The sequence below is a fragment of the Nostoc sp. UIC 10630 genome (genome assembly GCF_010747425.1).
Taxonomy (GTDB): domain Bacteria; phylum Cyanobacteriota; class Cyanobacteriia; order Cyanobacteriales; family Nostocaceae; genus Nostoc.
Genome location: NZ_JAAGOG010000018.1, coordinates 1 through 17831 on the forward strand (window position 1 = coordinate 1; position 17831 = coordinate 17831).

Sequence of the window (17831 nt, forward strand, 5' to 3'; positions counted from 1 at the left end):
GAGCAGGGGGAGCAGGGGAAGCAGGGGGAGAAAATCTTTATACGTTGGACTCTAGCTTTGAATCTGCTAGATTGTTTGTCAACATTGAAAAAATACTTCCTAGCTTTGATTTAAAAGTTGCTTTTACTTCTGATGAGCAACCCTTGGGATTGTTAGGAAGCTCTGGAGCCGGTAAGAGCATGATTTTGCGCTGCCTTGCGGGGATAGAAACGCCCTCTAGTGGACGCATAGTTTTAAATGACAGAGTACTGTTTGACTCCGAACAAGGAATTAATTTACCCAGCCGCGATCGCCGCATCGGTTTTTTGGTGCAGAATTACGCTCTTTTTCCGCACTTGAGTGTGGCGCAAAATATTGCTTTCGGCTTGCCCAAAAAACTATCGGCTGGAAGTATTAGAGTACAGGTAGAAGAACAATTATTAGCGATGCAGTTGCAGGGATTAGGCGATCGCTATCCGCACCAACTTTCTGGAGGTCAACAACAACGGGTAGCCTTAGCAAGAGCATTGGCAAGTCAACCGGAAGCATTGCTTTTAGATGAGCCGTTCTCGGCACTTGACACCCATTTGCGTAGTCAATTAGAGCAGCAAATGACTGAAACTCTAGCTGACTACCAAGGTGTGACTCTATTTGTCACCCATAATATGGAAGAAGCTTATAGAATTTGTCCGAATCTATTGGTATTGGAACATGGTAGAGCCGTTCATCATGGCAGCAAATACGATATTTTCCAGCATCCTGCTACCGTTAGTGTCGCTCAACTTACCGGATGTAAAAACTTCTCCCGTGCTGTTCTCCAGTCATCACAAAAGGTGGAAGCGATTGATTGGGGTTGTACTCTTCAAGTCATTGAACCAGTCACGAGCGAATTATCCCACGTTGGCATTCGTGCCCATCAGTTCATTTTTACCAACGACTCATCACAGGAAAATACCTTTCCCTGCTGGATAGTACGAACAAGTGAAACGCCCCACCGAATGACATTATTTCTCAAACTACATTCTGCTGGTAAGAATTCTCAAGATTACCATCTGCAAGCTGAAGTCTTCAAAGAAAAATGGGCGACTATGAAAGATCAACCTTTTCCTTGGTATGTGCGTTTAGACCCTCTGCGCTTGATTTTGATGGAATAAACGCAGAAATATATGGGACATGGGAAATTTTCAAAATCATCTTACTTCAAGCGCCCAGATCCCAAAGAGTCTGAGCGCTTGAATATTAGGTTGCAGAGAAACTTCTGCTAGTTAGGGGAATTAGGCAGTCATCATTTGCATACTTCTGCAAGACTCTGCACATTTGCGGCAAGCAGCAGCACATTCCATCATTTTCATGTCATCGCTCATCATCTCACACGCCATTGCAGTGCGATCGCACATTTCCGCGCAGAGCATACAAGTGCGTTCCATGAACTCAGAACCACTCATCATCATATTCATGCACATCATGCACATTTCAGAGCAATCGCGCATCATGCTCATCATGCTCATCATGCCCTTGTCCATCTGCATACCACCTTTGGCCATGCAGTAAGTCATGGTTTCCATGCACATTTTATGACAGTCCATACAAACTTCCATACAAGCTTGCATTTCGGCAGTCATGGTTTCAGTCATCATCATCATCATAGGAAATACCTCTTGATTTTTTGATGCATAAAGAGTGTCCTTGTAAGGACTACTCACAACATTAATCCTATCCTTTGAAAGAGTCAATGGGAGTTTTTTGTCCAGAATTTATAAGACTACTATCCCGATATAATTACCGGAAATTTGGGCAAATCCTACAGAAGTTTGGTGCTGTTTTTTTGGTTATTCTTACACATTAAGGCTTAGAAACTCTCGTTGTGGAGTGGGGTTTTATGGAGCAAGTCAACTTTTCTATCAGCAAGCAAAAGTTAGAGCTATAATCTAGATTAAAACTAATGTCATGTTTTCTTGATAAATGCTTTTTTGGAAATATTTATTAAATTATATTAAGTCAGTATTTATTAACTCTAATGAATATTTTTTATATTCTCATCGACTTCATTTCAATAACAAAATCTTAGTATTAAGTAAGCTGGTCTAATAAAAGCAAAATGTGTGAAGAAAGATAAAGAAAGCTAAAACTCTTTTTTCCTTGCCCCTGTTTTATCCCACTGATAATTTTTACGCCAAGCTACTTATCCTTTGCGCTGTTGCTCTAACCATTGTAAAATCCGATTCCATGCCCACCAAGGATCGGAGTCTTGTACTTGACGCTGGCACTCTTTGCTACTCAAATAGCCAACATGACCACCGTACTGAGTTAGTAATAAATCTATTGCGGAATTGCGATCGCAAGCTTCTTGTAATTCCGGTATGATGGCTGGGTCAAAAAGTGGGTCATCAGCAGCATATAAAATCAAAGTCGGTTTTGAGATTTGCGGCAATATTTGTAAAGCACTACTAGCTTGGTAATATGCTTCTACAGAAGAAAAACCTAATCTGTTAATTACCAGTTCGTTATCAAAACCCCAAATACTATTCGCCCGTTCAATCGCTGCTGGGTCAATGCTTCCGGGATGAGCATCATGAATTCGCCATGCTAGTTTTTTTAAATTCTGGGCAATCCCCGCTTCCAAATATCTGCCGAAGGGCTTTGTAACTAGATAAGATAGCGATCGCTCCGAATCCAAACTCGGACAAATCACCATACCACCGCCAATATCGCTGTCTTCTAGTCCTAAATCTTCATATTCCCTAATCACCTCACCAGCTACCTTCACTGCCCATAGTGCCAATTGCCCTCCTAAAGAAAACCCTGTAAACCAAAATTTCCCAGGACATCCCATTGCCTTAGCTGCGGCGGCGATGCGAACAAAATCTTCCCCCTCATACAAACCATCAGAAGTCAGAGTCGGCGATAATTCGGCAGTTTTCCCGTGGGCCCGCCAATCAAATAACACTACAGCGTATCCTTGAGCATAGGCTTTACGCCCTAGTACTCTCAAAAACCATTCCGTTTTTAACTCTCCAGTAATGCCATAAGTGCCGATAATTGTGCTATGAGCATTTTCCGGGATGGCAACCAAGCCAAAAATTGGCACACCTTGGCCACCAATAAAAATTTTCTCGTGATAAGACGGTTCTGGGTCTTTAGTAGTACTTTGCCAGTGACGTTTTCCCCACAAAGCGCTGTATACAGTCATCATCACACCGTTTTGTAAAAACCAAGACGGATTGTAGGGGGGAGCATAACACATCATAGACTATAAGATTTCGTGTAATTGAGTCTTGATTTCACAGTCATTTAATCTTAATATTTATGTAAGATTTAAAAACTTTTTTAGAATCGTTTCAAAAATCTTTGTATCTATCAAAGGTTGTTAATTATCCTTAATAAGTAGTAATAATTTTTAAGAATGCCGAGGATTCTTGTCATAGACGATGACCCAGCGATTTCAGAACTAGTTGCCGTCAACTTGGAAATGGCTGGCTACGATGTTAGTCAAGCTGAAGACGGCATCAAAGGTCAAGCGCTGGCTCTCCAGCTTCAACCAGACTTGATCATGCTCGATTTAATGTTGCCCAGAGTAGATGGGTTTACAGTTTGTCAACGCCTGCGCCGCGACGATCGCACCTCTGAGATTCCCGTGTTAATGTTGACGGCTTTGAGCCAAACTCAGGACAAGGTGGAAGGCTTTAATGCTGGCGCAGATGACTACCTCACCAAGCCTTTTGAAGTTGAAGAACTGCTGGCACGGGTGCGGGCACTTTTGCGACGTACTGACCGCATTCCCCAAGCCGCAAAGCATAGTGAGATTCTGAACTATGGATCATTGACCCTCGTTCCCGAAAGATTTGAGGCAATATGGTTCAATGACACGGTGAAATTGACTCACTTGGAATTTGAGCTACTTCACTGCTTATTGCAACGCCACGGTCAAACAGTTTCTCCTAGCGAAATCCTCAGAGAAGTTTGGGGCTACGATCCCGATGACGACATTGAAACGATTCGAGTCCATATTCGCCACTTGAGAACCAAGCTAGAACCAGATCCCCGCCACCCCCGCTATATAAAGACAGTATATGGTGCTGGATACTGTCTTGAATTACCCGGCGTACCTCCATCAAATGAAGGGGCTTCAGTAACAGTCGTTGAATGAAATCGCTAAATTGCCTTAACTAAGCCATCACTTAGGCAATAACTCTCAGAAACTCTTATTCCTTACCGTTTAGTTAAGGTTAGTGGAATTTTCTGCTGTGTAAAGACGTTGCATTGCAACGTCTTTACAAGCATTATTGACTCGGACATGATATGAAACGGAGTATTGCTGTAAGATACTGAACAACAGTGCTGACACTGTTTATACTACTAGTTTAAGTGCAGAACATGGACTCTAGGGTACTGACTAATTTCAGTTGGTGAATGTTTAATTTTTCCCTCGCAGTAACCCAGTTCGTACATACTAGCAGCTTGAGAATCTTGTTCTGGTGGCACTTTGGCTTTTCCAGCCCAGGCATCAGATTTTCCTAAGTTAAACCAATCTTCATTAATCATCCCTGAATCAAATATGTTCTCCGTTGTATTTGTCATTTTAAGTACCTCTACTGTACTGTTAAGTGACTGGTTCTGATATACCTTTACGATACCTATAATTGGGCGTGCCAATCTTGAGCTTGTTGACGGATAGACTGTAATTCTTCAGCAGACATTTTATCCAAATTATTTAAAATAAAACTCATCCTTCCTTGAGATTGTAGTCGTTGACGGTGTCGGTCAAGAAAATCCCAATAGAAGAAGTTGAACGGACAAGCCTTTTCGCCTACACGTTCCTTATGGTTATAAACACAACTTTTGCAATAGTCACTCATCTTATTTATATAGTTAGCAGAAGCAGCATAGGGTTTAGATGCCAACACACCTCCATCAGCAAATAAACCCATACCAATAACATTTGTCTGCATTACCCAGTCATAAGCATCAATAAACACTGCATGAAACCAGTTTTCTACAGATTGTGGTGAAAGTCCGGCAATCAAAGCAAAATTACTCAACACCATTAGCCGTTGAATATGATGAGCATAGCCAGTGCGTTCCACTTGTGTGAGAATCTGGTGTAGACAATTCATTTCGGTTCTACTTGTCCAGAAAAATTCCGGTAGCGGTTGTGTGTGGCTAAACCAATTTTTATCTGAGTAATCAGCATCTACATAGTGATAGATGCCGTGCATATATTCTCGCCAACCCAACACCTGACGAATGAAACCTTCTACACTATTTAAAGGTAATTGGTGTTGGAAGTATGCTTGTTGTACGGCTTGAATTACCTCCATTGGTTGGAGTAAACCGATATTCAAATAAGGGGAGAGTAGAGCGTGCCACATTGTTTCTTCTCCCGTTACCATTGCATCTTGGTAAGGACCAAAATGTGGTAGACGATTTTGAATAAACCAGTCTAATACTTGAAGTGCCTGTTGGCGATTTATCCCCCAGCGAAAAGGTTTTATTTCCCCATAAGTTGGGCAAGTAAGAGAATTAACCTTGGCAATGACATCAAGGGTAATTTCGTCTGCTTCAAACCATTGTGCAGGTGGTGTATTTAATTTACCTTTGGGCGGTTGACGGTTTTCTTTATCTAAATTCCACTGTCCGCCGACTGGTTTATCTTTCTCCATTAAAATTTGGAAACGCCGCCTTCCTTCCCGATAAAAATCTTCCATTAAGAGACGCTTACGGCCTGATGCCCAATTATTGAATTCTTCTGTACTCCACAAAAAATGATTGTTAGGAATCAAAGTAATTGGGCAAAACAGTTCTAAATTTTGAATCATCTGGGTGAATGGTAAATCATTCGGTGTCATCACCCGTAACTGAGTAATTTCATTTTCCCTAATCCATTCTTGGAGTGGTGTGTTAAAATCTTCAGCTATTTTGTATGTTACTGAATATTTTAGTTGTCGCAACTCTTGGGCAAAATGCCTCATTGCCGACCAAAGTAAGACTAACTTTTGCTGATGGTAAGGTCTTACTTGAACATGACGCAGTGACTCAATCAAAATTACAGGCACATTCTCCTGATGAAAACAACTTTGTAAAGCTGCTTGTTTTACCCAAAGTTGGTCGCCTAATATCCAAACCCCAATCGTCATTGTTACTACCACTAATACCCATACCTACAGATAAACATAGATAGTGCTTATCTGTAGGGTGTGGAGCAGTGAATTTGATTTAGGCAATTTGAGTTACTTGCTGATTCACACGGGGACGGCCAAAGCGCTCCCAAGCACTCCCTCCCCGCAGAAACAATTCTAAAAAGCGCAATGGTTCTCCTGAATCGCCTCTTGACCAACCGGAACTACCAGGAGCAAAGGCTAAAGTTCCTTCAGATACCTTGAAGCTACCATCAGAATACACTGCATCACTGACTACATCTCCAATTCGGATCACAATCTTGGTTTGAGGCTCCAAGTTAAGTGTATGGGCCCCAATAGTTGTTTTGATATTGCCGTAGCCATCAATCCAGGCAATTCGATCTGGTGGAACATCTGGGATTTGCTCACTCTTAAGGCTATCTCCCAGAAGGCTAAAATCTTCATTCATAATAGCAGCCGCAGCTGGAGGAAATACATCCCGTGAGCGAAACTGCGATCCACCACGAGAAACGTTGACCACTCGCAACTCCTTTGTATAGCCTTTGATAAAGGAGAGGGTGTACCCCGCATTTACACCTACTACTTTTACACCATTAGATAAAAGGGCATAAGTTAGTCCTTCACCTTCATTGTCTCGACGGGCTTCGGGATCATCCTGACGAGGGGCACAGTTGTGATAAATTAGGCGATCGCTAGGGCCTGAGTTAAGTCCTAGTTGGGCAATCCAGAATCCCGTTGCCAAAGTACTGAATGCTGGAACCGAAAGTAAATGAATTTGGGCATGAGGAAAAGCCATCAGCAGACGTTGTGTGACTTCTATAAATGCCGGATCTCCTGTACCGTAGTCTGCAATGACGCAGATAAACATTCTGCTCCTCCTTCTGATGGGTAGTAATTTGCAATCAACGTAATTCATAATTATGAATTATGAATTATTCCGTCATTATGTGATTACAGAGTGAAATAAACACTTGTTTGTTAATTTCACTCCTAATTAATAACGTTAAAGTATTAGTTAACGCAATGAAAACAATCAGTTCACTTTTTAACGAAGAACGCAACCAACTTCAGACAGATATTGATAATACAACCAGTATTGAACAGATAGTTAAACTGGTACAAAACCGACTTGATAATCTTGAAAGAATTTACATTGAAAAGCTTAATTTAGCTCAAGTTCGTCTAGCTTCATTTTTCCTAGATACCCTGCGGCAGTCCATTGCCACTCTCGCTGCGGCTAACTATTCTCAAGTTGCTCCAACAGAACAAAAGCAATTTACTAACCCAAGTACAAACCTTTTTTCCAGTAGATTAATCCTGACACTGCTAAAGGGACTAATTTATATAGGCATCTTAGGTTCGTTATTCTCTTTAACTAAAACTACCCCTGGTGCATGGATGGCTATCTTACTAACCTCTCTACTTCTAGGGGTAGAAGTTGTGCTTCAACTCGAATTAAATAACCAGCAAAATTCTATATCTTCAGAACTATTGGAATTACCTAAACCTCTGCTCCGGGTTGATAGCAAAGTATTTTTAGATCATCTTAGCGATGCTCTCAACACTATCGACCTAGCAGTAGCTAGAGTAGAAGATGGGAATAAACATGAAGGCGATTTAGCTATAGAAGAACTACCAGAGCTATTAAATTTTCTGCAAAGGCTAATGGGCGCATCAAAACTTGATAAACCCCAAATGGCTTATGAACTTGCAAAACTTCTGCCACAGATTTTAATGTCTCAGGGAATTAACGCTCAAGTTTACCGATCAAATAGCGATCGCAATTATTTTGACTTTGAGCCAAGTATCGACCCCGATACCAAAGAACACGTGACTCTAACTCCGGCTTTATTAAAAGGCGATCGCTTAATTCGGCGCGGTCGAGTAATTGAACCAGCGTATTCCTCTGCTAGAGAATAATAGACAATAAGGGTATGGAAATTTTAGAAACAATCGGTTTTGATTTGGGGCACGGTGAAACGGCTGTAGCAAAAGCGATAGTGGAAAGCATCGACCCTCCCCAGATGCTGGAGATTAATAACAAGAAGAACCAAATTACAGCCCTGGGTTGGCATCCTAAACTCGGTTATCTTGTTGGCGAACAAGCATTAATTCAAGCTGGCGTTACCCAACTGACGATTTCTTTCAAGCAAAAACCCAATAACGATCCCAAATATCGGGAAACAATTAGCACTTTTGTCGCAACCTACTACCGCCTTTTGAAAGAAAGCAAACAACTTGAAGGGGGAGAAAGTAGCTATTTTTACATAGGTTGCCCTTCCGGATGGTCAGTTAGCGATCGCACCGAATACCAAAAGCTACTTCAAGAAGCTGGTATTCCCCAACTAAATGTTGTACCCGAATCGCGGGCTGCTTTCATGCAAGCTAAGGAAGCCGGGAAACTGGAGTATGACAAACTTGTTGGATCGGTGCTAATTGTCGATATTGGTTCTTCAACCACAGATTTTACTCTGGTTAAGAGCTTAGAAGAGATACCCATAGATTTTGGGAGTAATACTTTAGGTGCATCTCTAATTGACAAGGCTATTTTTGCCCGGACTCTCGCCAACCACGAGCAAAAAGCATTACTCGAAAAAGTATTTCAGGAATATCCGCATCACCAAGCTCGTTGTGAACTTGCTTGTCGCAAAGCTAAAGAAGATTACTTTTCTAATGAGCAGCTATACAGCGATCCTGAATCCTTTGCGCGTGGCTTCGAGTCGATCAACGAACAGATTTATTTTATTCCCCAAGTCAATAAATTGATGATGGAGGAAATTTTAAACCAGCCTTTACCGGAACTGGGGCATCATAGTTGGGTGCGATCGTTTAGCGACTCTTTAACTGAGGCGAAAGAAAAGCTAGAAAAACTTGGAATCGTGCCAAAACTTTTGCTGATGACTGGCGGTGCATCTCGCATGAAGTTTACGCACTCGCTTTGTCAGGAAATGTTTCCCGAACCAGAAACACTGCTTCGCCCCGATCCAGAACCGGAACGGTGTATTGCACTGGGATTAGCACGAGTAGGACGATGGGATCTGCGTGCTGCTGCTTTTAAAGAAGAAGTCAACAAACTATTTACCTCGAATACGCTTAAAGGTTTGATTGAAAGGCATATCCCGGAGTTAATCGAATCACTAACTAAGCCTTTGACAGACGGCTTGCTTGTCAACGCAGTTAAACCAGCTTTAAAAGATTGGCAAAAAAACAAAATACGAACTTTAGCCGATTTGGAAACATCTTTAATCAGTCGTGCAGAACAGTGGCTCAAAAGCGAACGCGCTGTGCAGATAATTAATCATCAATGCGCTTTTTGGTTTAGCAATAAAATCCAACCCGATTTAGCCGCACAAACCGATCCAATCTGTCGAAAGTTTCAGATACCTAGAAGCAGTTTGAGGTTCCAGGATAGCATTGACCCAAATTTTGTTAACCCAGAGTTACGGATTGGAGATGCTATTTTGGCTGAGACAGTGGGCTTTATTGTCAATGTAGTAATTGGTGGAGGCACTGTAGCTAGCATCATCACTCTCATACTAACAGGACATTTAACCTGGCCGATTGCACTAGTATATGGGGCTTCGGTGATGGCGGCAGGAATGGAGCTAAATCGCAAGAGTGTTCAAGAAGTAATCAAGACAAATGTGGATGTACCTAGTTGGGCTCGTTCTAGTTTTTTGAGTGACAAAAAAATCGAGGATATGTGCGATCAAATAAAGCCTGAGTTAGAGAAAGTTCTTCAAGAACAATTGACAGCAGATCAAGAGGCTTTTGATAAACTGATTAGCAAAGTTGAGCAAGGGCTACAAAAAACCCTATCTACCAAAGTCCAATCTTGCATAATTCTGATCCAATAGTGGTGATATATAGCAGTAAATATAGTTTTTATAATCTCAGCGCTCTCTGTGCCTCTGCGGTTTAGAATTTATTTAACCGCAGAGGCGCAGAGAACACAGAGAGAAGAGGTTAAAGAATAATTTATATAAAATTTTTACCCACCTTGAAAGGGCTAGCTTTATAACAGTAAAAAAAGAGGTGAGCTTAGAGACAAAAGTCAGTTAATTAAATATATAAATTACTCAAAATTCAATGATTCAAACAATAGTTGTTTTTATCATCATTGGACTAATTATAGCTGGGATTGTAGCCAATCCCATCCTAGTCAAAAGGCGAAGAGACCGTCTTAAACACCGTCCTTTCCCCCCACTATGGAATTCAATTATTGAAAATAATCTTCCTATTTATCTGTGTCTCTCTCCCGATGAAATCAGACGACTTCAGGGACATATTCAAGTATTTTTAGCAGAAAAGCAATTTATTGGCTGTAGAGGATTACAGGTGACGGAAGAAATGAAACTGACTCTTGCGGCTGTTGCCTGTTTACTTTTATTAAATGAACGTGGGCAATACTTCCCTAGACTTCGTTCAATTCTGATTTATCCCAAAGCTTATTTTGTTGAAGAAACGACTGCCATCGGAAAATATGTTGTTGAAGAAAGGCGTGTAGCCAGACTAGGAGAATCGTGGACAAATGACCAATTAGTACTGTCTTGGGAACAGGTGAAACACGACATTGATAACTGGAGTGATGGAAGTAACGTTGTGCTTCATGAATTTGCCCATCAATTGGATCAAGAAGATGGTAAAGCTGAAGGAGTTCCGATACTGCAAAGCAACTCAGACTATACTATATGGGCGAAGGTGATGACAGAAGAATATCAGCAACTTTGTAATGATGTTCTACAAGGTGCAAAGACGGTAATGGATAGCTATGGCGCAACAAATCCCGCAGAATTTTTCGCCGTAGCGACTGAGACATTCTTTGAGAAACCGCACCAATTATTGTCTAAGCATCCGGCACTTTATGAGCAACTGCAACGTTACTATCAATTAGATCCTGTGCAATGGGTATAAACTAAATAAATAGGCAAGAATCACATTATGCCCCAATACGCTTGGGTTAAACGCTACTTGTACAAAATTGTGAGTTTTGAGACGCGATAAATCGCCGTCTCTACAAGTCTTTTGGTCTTATCTGAAATGTATTGCATTATGGCCAGTTAATCAACCTTCCTTTAAAAATATTTTACGAATTACGAATTACGAATTATTTAAACTATGACTTTTCATCGCCAGAATCTTCAAAGCCACTGCTTCAGGAACGGGCATAACTGATAATCGATTTCCTTGTCTCACTAACATTAAGTCTTCATCGCTAAACTTTTCTTTGAGTATTGATAGCAAGATTGGATTTGAAAAAGTCTCAACGAATTCTACTACAACTGTTTGCCATCGAGGGGATTCGGAAGTCGATTTTGGGTCGTAGTATTTACTTTCTGGCTCAAACTGACTTGGGTCAGCAATATCTTTTTTGACCACACGCATTAAACCTGCAATACCAGGAAAATTAGTGTTTGAATGATAAAAAAAAGCTAAGTCTCCTTCCTCCATTTGGCGCAAAAAGTTACGAGCTTGATAGTTGCGAACACCGTCCCAGATAGTCTGGCTTTGCTGTTGAAGGTCAACAATGCTATAGGCTTCTGGCTCTGATTTCATTAGCCAATAATTCATTTATACAGGTTATGAATATACAAATAACAAGGATTTTTAAGACAAGGGGATTTTGCCCCTTGTCTGAGATAGTACCTGGATTTACGCCGTTCTGTACCAGTGAATTTAACTGCGGTAAGCTATAACGGCATAAAACGGATCTCCTCCAGCTGCACCCAACCACTGAAATAAATTCGGTAATGTTGATTTATGAACTATAACTTCTGCGGTTGTAAATCCTGGAACTGAGGCAAAGTAGGCTTTAACTAATTCTACTCGCTGTGGTTCTGAAGCATCACGCCAAGCTTGAATCGCCTTTTCAAAAAACATCCGGTTAGAAAAGCTGATAATTGCAACACCACCGGGTTTCAAGATGCGGTAAATTTCAGAAAATACTGCTTCTGGATATTGTACATACTGCACAGATACGCAATTGAGAATAGCATCAAAATCTGCATCTGCTAAAGGTAGCTGCGGATTTTCGTTAAGATTTTGCACAAAATAATGATTTAAGCGGGTATTTCGTGCTAATTCCTCAGCGTTGAGTCCGTGTCCTTCTACATGGGCAAACTGCATCTCTTCTGGTAGATGAGACACCCAACTGCTCATCATATCAAGAATGCGGGTGTCGGGTTTGAGGCGATCGCGATATAAATCCGTTAGCTGTTGAATAAATCCTTCATCGACATGGGTAACAAAGCGGGGATAGGCATAGAACAGCTTATCGTCTTTGTCGTCTAATTTCTGGCGTTGATTCGGTCTTAATTGCATAAATCTCTGTTTTGGAGTACTTTTTTCAAAAAATGCGGCAATTTCAGGTATTGTTCAAAAACCACTATGTAACATATTTTAATAACAGCAAGGCACGTAAACGAGTCTAAATAGCAGCATTCAATTTTATCAATTCAATGTTTTATAAATTACATATCTTGCGGCATATTTGGCGACAAACGCGCCTAGTGGGATTATTACCATATTTGAGCTTGTTACTTTGGATACTTCCCTTATTATTATTTACTTCTGGGCACAATAGCCTGATGGCACATGATGAGGCGCTTTACGCTTCGCGTGCGCGTCTGATGTTTGATTCTGGTAATTGGATAACTCCTTGGACAACGGCACACCATAAAACCCCTGGACCTTATTGGTTAATTGCCAGTTTCTACAAGCTGTTTGGTATGAGTGATACTAGTGCGCGTCTTCCTAGTATGATTGCTAGTATTTTTAGCTTATGGCTTGTGTATGAAATTGGCAAAATTATGCTAGGCAAAAAATTAGGTTGGCTAGCTGCTGCTATTTTAAGTGTGGAATTTCTCTGGCTGCAATACTCTCGCTTAAGTACACCTGATATACCGATGGTTCTATTGGTACTTTTAGCTATTTTGTCTTTAATAAAAACAGAATCATATCCTAAATATCGTTATTTTTGGAGTTTTATAGCTGGTTTAAGTTTAGGTTTAGGCTTCTTAGTCAGAAGCTTTATGATTTTTTTGCCAATCATCGCTTTATTCCCTTATTTAATTTGGGAACATCGCCGTCATCATCATCTTACTAACCCATTTTTGTATTTAGGCTTTTTTGTCGGTTTAATCCCTACCTGTGTTTGGCTATATTTAAGCTGGCTGCACTACGGAAATCAGAGTTTTGAAGAGTTACTCAAGTTTGTTATGCAGCTAGGTTCTGAAAATAATTATAGAAATGATCGGCTGTTTTATTTTTGGAATATTCTTTTAAAAGCATTCCCTTGTGCTTTTTTCGGAGTTTTAGGTTTATTTTTGACTATACGTCGTCCAATTCCTCGTTATCAGTTAATATTAGTTGGCTTTCCACTTATCTTATTTTGTGAGCTTAGTTTTTTTAGCACTCGTCTCCCTCATTATAGTCTTTGCCTTTATCCGTTTATAGCTTTGTTTGCATCTGTGGGTTTAAACTGGTTAGGTAGTATTTACCAGACAGGAATTACCCCCCCATTACCTCTTAAAAAAGATAAAATAAATATATTAAACTTTTTTGCAAAAAAGAATCTTCCTCGGAATCTCAGTTATGGCTTTGGTGGGTTAGGTTTTTTGCTTGTTATAGCGAGTATTGGCATTTTTAGTTGGGGTAGTTTTGATTTTCGCAAGTATGCAACTATTGGCTTGGCTATGGGCTTGGGTTGGTTAATTTTACCTGTGGTGTGGATTAGTCGTTACCACTTTGGCAAGAAGTTTCTCACAGCGCGTTATTGGATTGCAGGTTGGTTAATTCCTTGTTGGTTAGCTTTGGCGACGATTGGTAGCATAGGTCTGTTAAGTGACTATAACTCTGTTTTGAAAACTTTTTTACAACAAAGTGCGATCGCCTCAACTCTCCAATCTCATCCTACCTACTATGTGGAAATAGACCAGAAAACCGAAGTATTATTTGAGTTCTATCTTCCTATTCATGCCCAGCAAGTAGCCTCTATTTCGCAAATACCAGCTTTGAGCTATGCTTGGATCTATACTGATCAATCCCCTAAATTATCTAGACCTCACCGTATTCTCGGTACTGTCAAAGAATACCAGTTGATCCAATTTCTTCCCTAAGATAGATGCAAAGCACCTGTTGCTAAAAAATGTTGATTTATATACAATAGTACGTACACTAAGTATTTTGCTAAATGGTTTCTACATCTAATCATTCCCCAGCTTTAGAGTCGTGGCAGCAAAATCTGGCACCATACAATTTGGGCTACAGAATCAAATTAGTCTCACAATTGCTCAGTCGCAAGTTTACAGATAAGCTAGAACCCTTTGGACTTACACCATTTCACTGGTTGGTGTTGTGCTGTTTGTGGCAAGAAGATGGTTTACCTACTTCTAGTATTGGAGATAAACTCAAACAAGTAGGAGGAACTTTAACAGGCGTACTAGATCGGATGGAAGAACGCGGTTTGGTGCGTCGAGAACGCGACACTCACGATCGCCGCATCTGGCGGATCTGGCTAACGGATGCAGGTAAAGAACTAGAAACTATTTTACCCCCAATCGCCGCCGCAGTAAGGGATGAAGCAATGGACGGTATTTCTTTTGCTGACCGAGAACTGTTTTCCCAAATCTTAAATCGGGCGATCGCTAACCTCTCCTAAAGATAACCTCACAATCACCCGACCGGGGGAGGTGCTGTAAAGATTTGTTTTGAGATAATATTACGCATACTAAGGAAATAAAATTTTTTTTCAGAAAATACTACGCATTCTAAATAAACGACTATCAATCAAATCATCGAACAAGAGAGTTAAGACTCATGAAAACCAATACATTTAACGGACGCAACCAAAACAAAACCATAGTTATAGAAAAAGAATTGATTCCTAATTCCGAGACTTTAGAAGCTGTAACCGCAGAAGCACCTGTTGTAACTCCTGAGATCGAGAAAGAAGTTCCACCGAAGCGGAAAAAACCGACTGGTTTGATTTTGGCAGGATTAGGCGTGGGTGCGATCGTCGCAGGTACTTTTGGTTATAACTATTGGCAATACGCCTCCACCCACCAGGAAACAGACAACGCCACCGTTGCGGGAAACATTCACCAAGTTAGTAGCCGAATTCCCGGAACTGTAAGTCAGGTGCTTGTGAATGACAACCAACTGGTGCAACCGGGACAATTGTTAGTGAAGTTAGATCCACGAGACTATGAAAGTAAGGTACAGCAAGCACAAGCAGCCTTAGAAAATGCACGTGGACAAGCCCAAGCTGCCCAAGCAAATATTGCTTTAAGTTCACAAACCACCACTGGTAAGACAACTCAAGCGCAGGGAGATGTTAGCGGTGCGGTAGCAGCAATTTCCACAGCCCAAGCAGCAGTACAAGAAGCCCAAGCTGGGATACCAGCGGCACAAGCTGAGGTCAGATTAGCCGAAGCAGGGATTCCCGCCGCCCAAGCGCAGGTAGCGCAAGCAAATGCGAATTTGGAAAATGCCCAAGCAGATTACAATCGCTACAACGAATTGTATAAAAACGGTGCGATCGCTCGTCAGCAGCTAGATGCAGCCAAGGCCGCTTTTAATGTGGCTACCGCACAAAGAAACGCTGCTGTTCAGGGAGTAGAACAAGCTCAAGCCAAATTAGCCTCTGCGAGAGTTGGTGTTGCCAAAGCCCAGTCTCAACTAGCACAGGCGCAAGAAAATGTCACCAACGCCCAAGCGAAATTGGCAGCATCCAAGGGCGGATTGCAACAAGCTACCGCAGGCGGACAAGATACGACAGTCAAACGTAGCCAATACGAAGCGGCAAAAGCTGCGATCGCGCAATCAGAAGCATCGCTCAAAGACGCACAATTGCAGCTATCCTACGCCAATGTTACCGCCCCCAGTGCCGGACGAGTCGGTAGAAAAAACGTCGAAGTTGGCAACCGAGTTGCAGTAGGAACACCATTAATGGCGATCGTGGATAACGAGTATTGGGTAATTGCGAACTTCAAAGAAACCCAATTAGAAAAGATGCGCCCAGGAGAGACGGCAGAAATCAAGCTCGATGCTTTCCCTCATCATACCTTTGTTGGTCGTGTTGAAAGTCTTTCGCCAGCTTCCGGCGCTCAGTTTGCCTTATTGCCACCGGATAACGCTACAGGTAACTTTACCAAAGTTGTCCAACGCATCCCAGTCAAAGTAGTTTTTGACCAAAAGAGCATTCAAGGATACGAATCGCGGATTACTCCGGGGATGTCTGCGGAAGTAGCTGTGGAAGTCAAGTAATACCAAGTTGTCTGCAAACCTCTTTCTTGTTATGACATTCTCATACATCTATAGAGAGGCGTACAAAGATGAGGTGAAATGATATTTGTGAGAGCAGATTGGTATAAAACAAACCTGACATGAAAAAACCATTACTACCTGCTTTAAGGTCAAAAAACTACCAGTTGTTTTTTGCCGGACAAGGTATTTCCCTAATTGGGACATGGATGACGCAACTTGCGACGATTTGGCTAGTTTATAACTTGACAAACTCCGCATTAATGCTAGGAGTTGTGGGATTTTCGAGTCAAATTCCGAGCTTTTTTCTAGCTCCCTTTGGTGGAGTATTTGTAGATCGATTTTCTCGATATCGTACCTTAATTGGTACACAAGTCTTGGCGATGATTCAATCATTAACATTAGCAGTACTGGCGCTGACTGGTGTGATTGAGGTATGGCACATCATCGCCTTGAGCTTATTCCAAGGATTTATTAACGCCTTAGATGCGCCAGCCCGCCAAGCATTTGTCCCAGAACTGGTTGAACGCAGAGAAGATTTAGCCAATGCGATCGCTATCAACTCTACCATGATCAACGGTGCTAGATTGATTGGCCCTGCGATCGGAGGTTTACTAATTGCTAGAGTTGGAACTGGCTATTGTTTTTTAATAGACGGTTTAAGCTACATTGCTGTACTCGCCGCTTTATTGGCAATGAAAGTTAAGCCTTGGAAAAATGTGGTGACAGACGGTAATCCATTACAAAAAGTCAAAGAGGGATTTGTATATGCCTTTAGCTTTCCACCCATTCGTTCGATTTTGTTGCTATCAACTTTAGTCAGTCTCATGGGACTGCAAAACACTATTCTCGTACCAGTTATTGCAGAACAAGTACTCAAAGGTGGTGCAGAGAGTTTGGGGTTTTTGATGGCTGCATCTGGAGTTGGAGCTTTAACTGGTGGAATTTATCTAGCTACGCGCCAAACAATCTTAGGAATTGGTAAATTGATTGCTTTAGCTCCAGCAATTTTAGGAGTTGGTCTAATTGCCTTTTCTTTATCTCGATATTTACCACTTTCTTTATTTACAATGTTATTTGTTGGCTTAGGTACAATTCTCCAGATTGCTGCTAGCAACACATTTTTACAAACAATTGTTGAAGATGACAAACGTGGGCGATTGATGAGCTTATATACAATGTCATTTTTAGGGATGATTCCCGTGGGTAACTTGTTAGGAGGTGTATTAGCCAGTCGTATTGGCGCACCCAACACTTTAATTATTGATGGGATAGCTTGTATTTTAGGTTCTATAATTTTTAGCAGACAGTTGCCTGCTTTAAGGCAGATCATGCGTCCAATTTATGAGCAAAAGGGCATTGTACTAAGCAATAAATCTTAGGATAAAAACGCAAATAAATGGTATAAGTTTTAATAAAAATTCCGTTGCTTAATTTTGAAACTGGAACAAC

The 17831-nt window shown here is 41.2% G+C and carries 16 protein-coding genes; 9 read left to right on the forward strand and 7 right to left on the reverse strand.

The window, feature by feature from the left end:
• The coding region (locus tag G1O98_RS07210; protein ID WP_163928002.1) for a sulfate/molybdate ABC transporter ATP-binding protein at nucleotides 1-1133 on the forward strand (1133 nt) is incomplete at its 5' end.
• Nucleotides 1134-1253: 120 nt separating this feature from the next.
• Here G1O98_RS07210 and G1O98_RS07215 read toward each other — a convergent pair.
• Nucleotides 1254-1625 (reverse strand): four-helix bundle copper-binding protein, encoded by a 372-nt coding sequence (locus tag G1O98_RS07215; RefSeq protein ID WP_163928093.1) that lies wholly within the window; start codon nucleotides 1623-1625, stop codon nucleotides 1254-1256.
• Between the two features lie 536 nt (nucleotides 1626-2161).
• Nucleotides 2162-3226: an alpha/beta fold hydrolase gene (locus G1O98_RS07220; protein ID WP_163928004.1), complete on the reverse strand. Its 1065-nt coding sequence runs from the start codon at nucleotides 3224-3226 to the stop codon at nucleotides 2162-2164.
• Between the two features lie 156 nt (nucleotides 3227-3382).
• Here G1O98_RS07220 and G1O98_RS07225 point away from each other — a divergent pair, with 156 nt between their 5' ends.
• Nucleotides 3383-4126: a response regulator transcription factor gene (locus tag G1O98_RS07225; RefSeq protein ID WP_163928006.1), complete on the forward strand. Its 744-nt coding sequence runs from the start codon at nucleotides 3383-3385 to the stop codon at nucleotides 4124-4126.
• A gap of 209 nt (nucleotides 4127-4335) precedes the next feature.
• On the opposite strand, the gene G1O98_RS07230 is transcribed toward G1O98_RS07225, so the two are convergent.
• From G1O98_RS07230 to G1O98_RS07240, 3 genes are all read right to left on the reverse strand, one after another.
• Nucleotides 4336-4557: a hypothetical protein gene (locus G1O98_RS07230; RefSeq protein ID WP_163928008.1), complete on the reverse strand. Its 222-nt coding sequence runs from the start codon at nucleotides 4555-4557 to the stop codon at nucleotides 4336-4338.
• Between the two features lie 56 nt (nucleotides 4558-4613).
• Nucleotides 4614-6113 carry a cryptochrome/photolyase family protein gene (locus tag G1O98_RS07235; protein ID WP_163928010.1) on the reverse strand — a complete coding sequence of 500 codons (1500 nt, stop codon included), beginning with the start codon at nucleotides 6111-6113 and terminating at the stop codon, nucleotides 4614-4616.
• A 79-nt stretch (nucleotides 6114-6192) separates the two neighbouring features.
• Nucleotides 6193-6984, reverse strand: coding sequence for an SAM-dependent chlorinase/fluorinase (locus tag G1O98_RS07240; protein ID WP_163928012.1), 792 nt, complete (start codon nucleotides 6982-6984; stop codon nucleotides 6193-6195).
• A gap of 155 nt (nucleotides 6985-7139) precedes the next feature.
• Between G1O98_RS07240 and G1O98_RS07245 the strand changes: the two genes are divergently transcribed.
• From G1O98_RS07245 to G1O98_RS07255, 3 genes are all read left to right on the forward strand, one after another.
• Complete coding sequence (locus tag G1O98_RS07245) at nucleotides 7140-8036, forward strand: hypothetical protein (RefSeq protein ID WP_163928014.1); 897 nt, start codon at nucleotides 7140-7142, stop codon at nucleotides 8034-8036.
• Nucleotides 8037-8050: 14 nt separating this feature from the next.
• Complete coding sequence (locus G1O98_RS07250; protein WP_163928016.1) at nucleotides 8051-9973, forward strand: Hsp70 family protein; 1923 nt, start codon at nucleotides 8051-8053, stop codon at nucleotides 9971-9973.
• Between the two features lie 232 nt (nucleotides 9974-10205).
• Complete coding sequence (locus tag G1O98_RS07255) at nucleotides 10206-11030, forward strand: M90 family metallopeptidase (protein WP_163928018.1); 825 nt, start codon at nucleotides 10206-10208, stop codon at nucleotides 11028-11030.
• Nucleotides 11031-11216: 186 nt separating this feature from the next.
• Here G1O98_RS07255 and G1O98_RS07260 read toward each other — a convergent pair whose 3' ends face one another.
• Together G1O98_RS07260 and G1O98_RS07265 are read right to left on the reverse strand one after the other, a co-directional pair.
• The gene (locus G1O98_RS07260; protein ID WP_163928020.1) at nucleotides 11217-11687 is read right to left on the reverse strand and encodes an EVE domain-containing protein; all 471 of its coding nucleotides are present in this window, start codon (nucleotides 11685-11687) and stop codon (nucleotides 11217-11219) included.
• A gap of 105 nt (nucleotides 11688-11792) precedes the next feature.
• Nucleotides 11793-12437 carry a class I SAM-dependent methyltransferase gene (locus G1O98_RS07265; protein WP_163928022.1) on the reverse strand — a complete coding sequence of 215 codons (645 nt, stop codon included), beginning with the start codon at nucleotides 12435-12437 and terminating at the stop codon, nucleotides 11793-11795.
• Nucleotides 12438-12574: 137 nt separating this feature from the next.
• On the opposite strand from G1O98_RS07265, the gene G1O98_RS07270 reads away from it, so the two are divergent.
• The 4 genes from G1O98_RS07270 (at nucleotide 12575) to G1O98_RS07285 (ending at nucleotide 17761) form a co-directional block, all read left to right on the forward strand.
• Nucleotides 12575-14233 (forward strand): glycosyltransferase family 39 protein, encoded by a 1659-nt coding sequence (locus G1O98_RS07270; protein WP_163928024.1) that lies wholly within the window; start codon nucleotides 12575-12577, stop codon nucleotides 14231-14233.
• A gap of 74 nt (nucleotides 14234-14307) precedes the next feature.
• Complete coding sequence (locus G1O98_RS07275) at nucleotides 14308-14775, forward strand: MarR family transcriptional regulator (RefSeq protein ID WP_012410030.1); 468 nt, start codon at nucleotides 14308-14310, stop codon at nucleotides 14773-14775.
• Nucleotides 14776-14933: 158 nt separating this feature from the next.
• The gene (locus tag G1O98_RS07280) at nucleotides 14934-16382 is read left to right on the forward strand and encodes an HlyD family secretion protein (protein WP_163928026.1); all 1449 of its coding nucleotides are present in this window, start codon (nucleotides 14934-14936) and stop codon (nucleotides 16380-16382) included.
• Between the two features lie 119 nt (nucleotides 16383-16501).
• On the forward strand, nucleotides 16502-17761 hold the full coding sequence (locus G1O98_RS07285) for an MFS transporter (protein WP_163928028.1): 1260 nt from the start codon (nucleotides 16502-16504) through the stop codon (nucleotides 17759-17761).
• The last annotated feature ends 70 nt before the right edge of the window (nucleotides 17762-17831 follow it).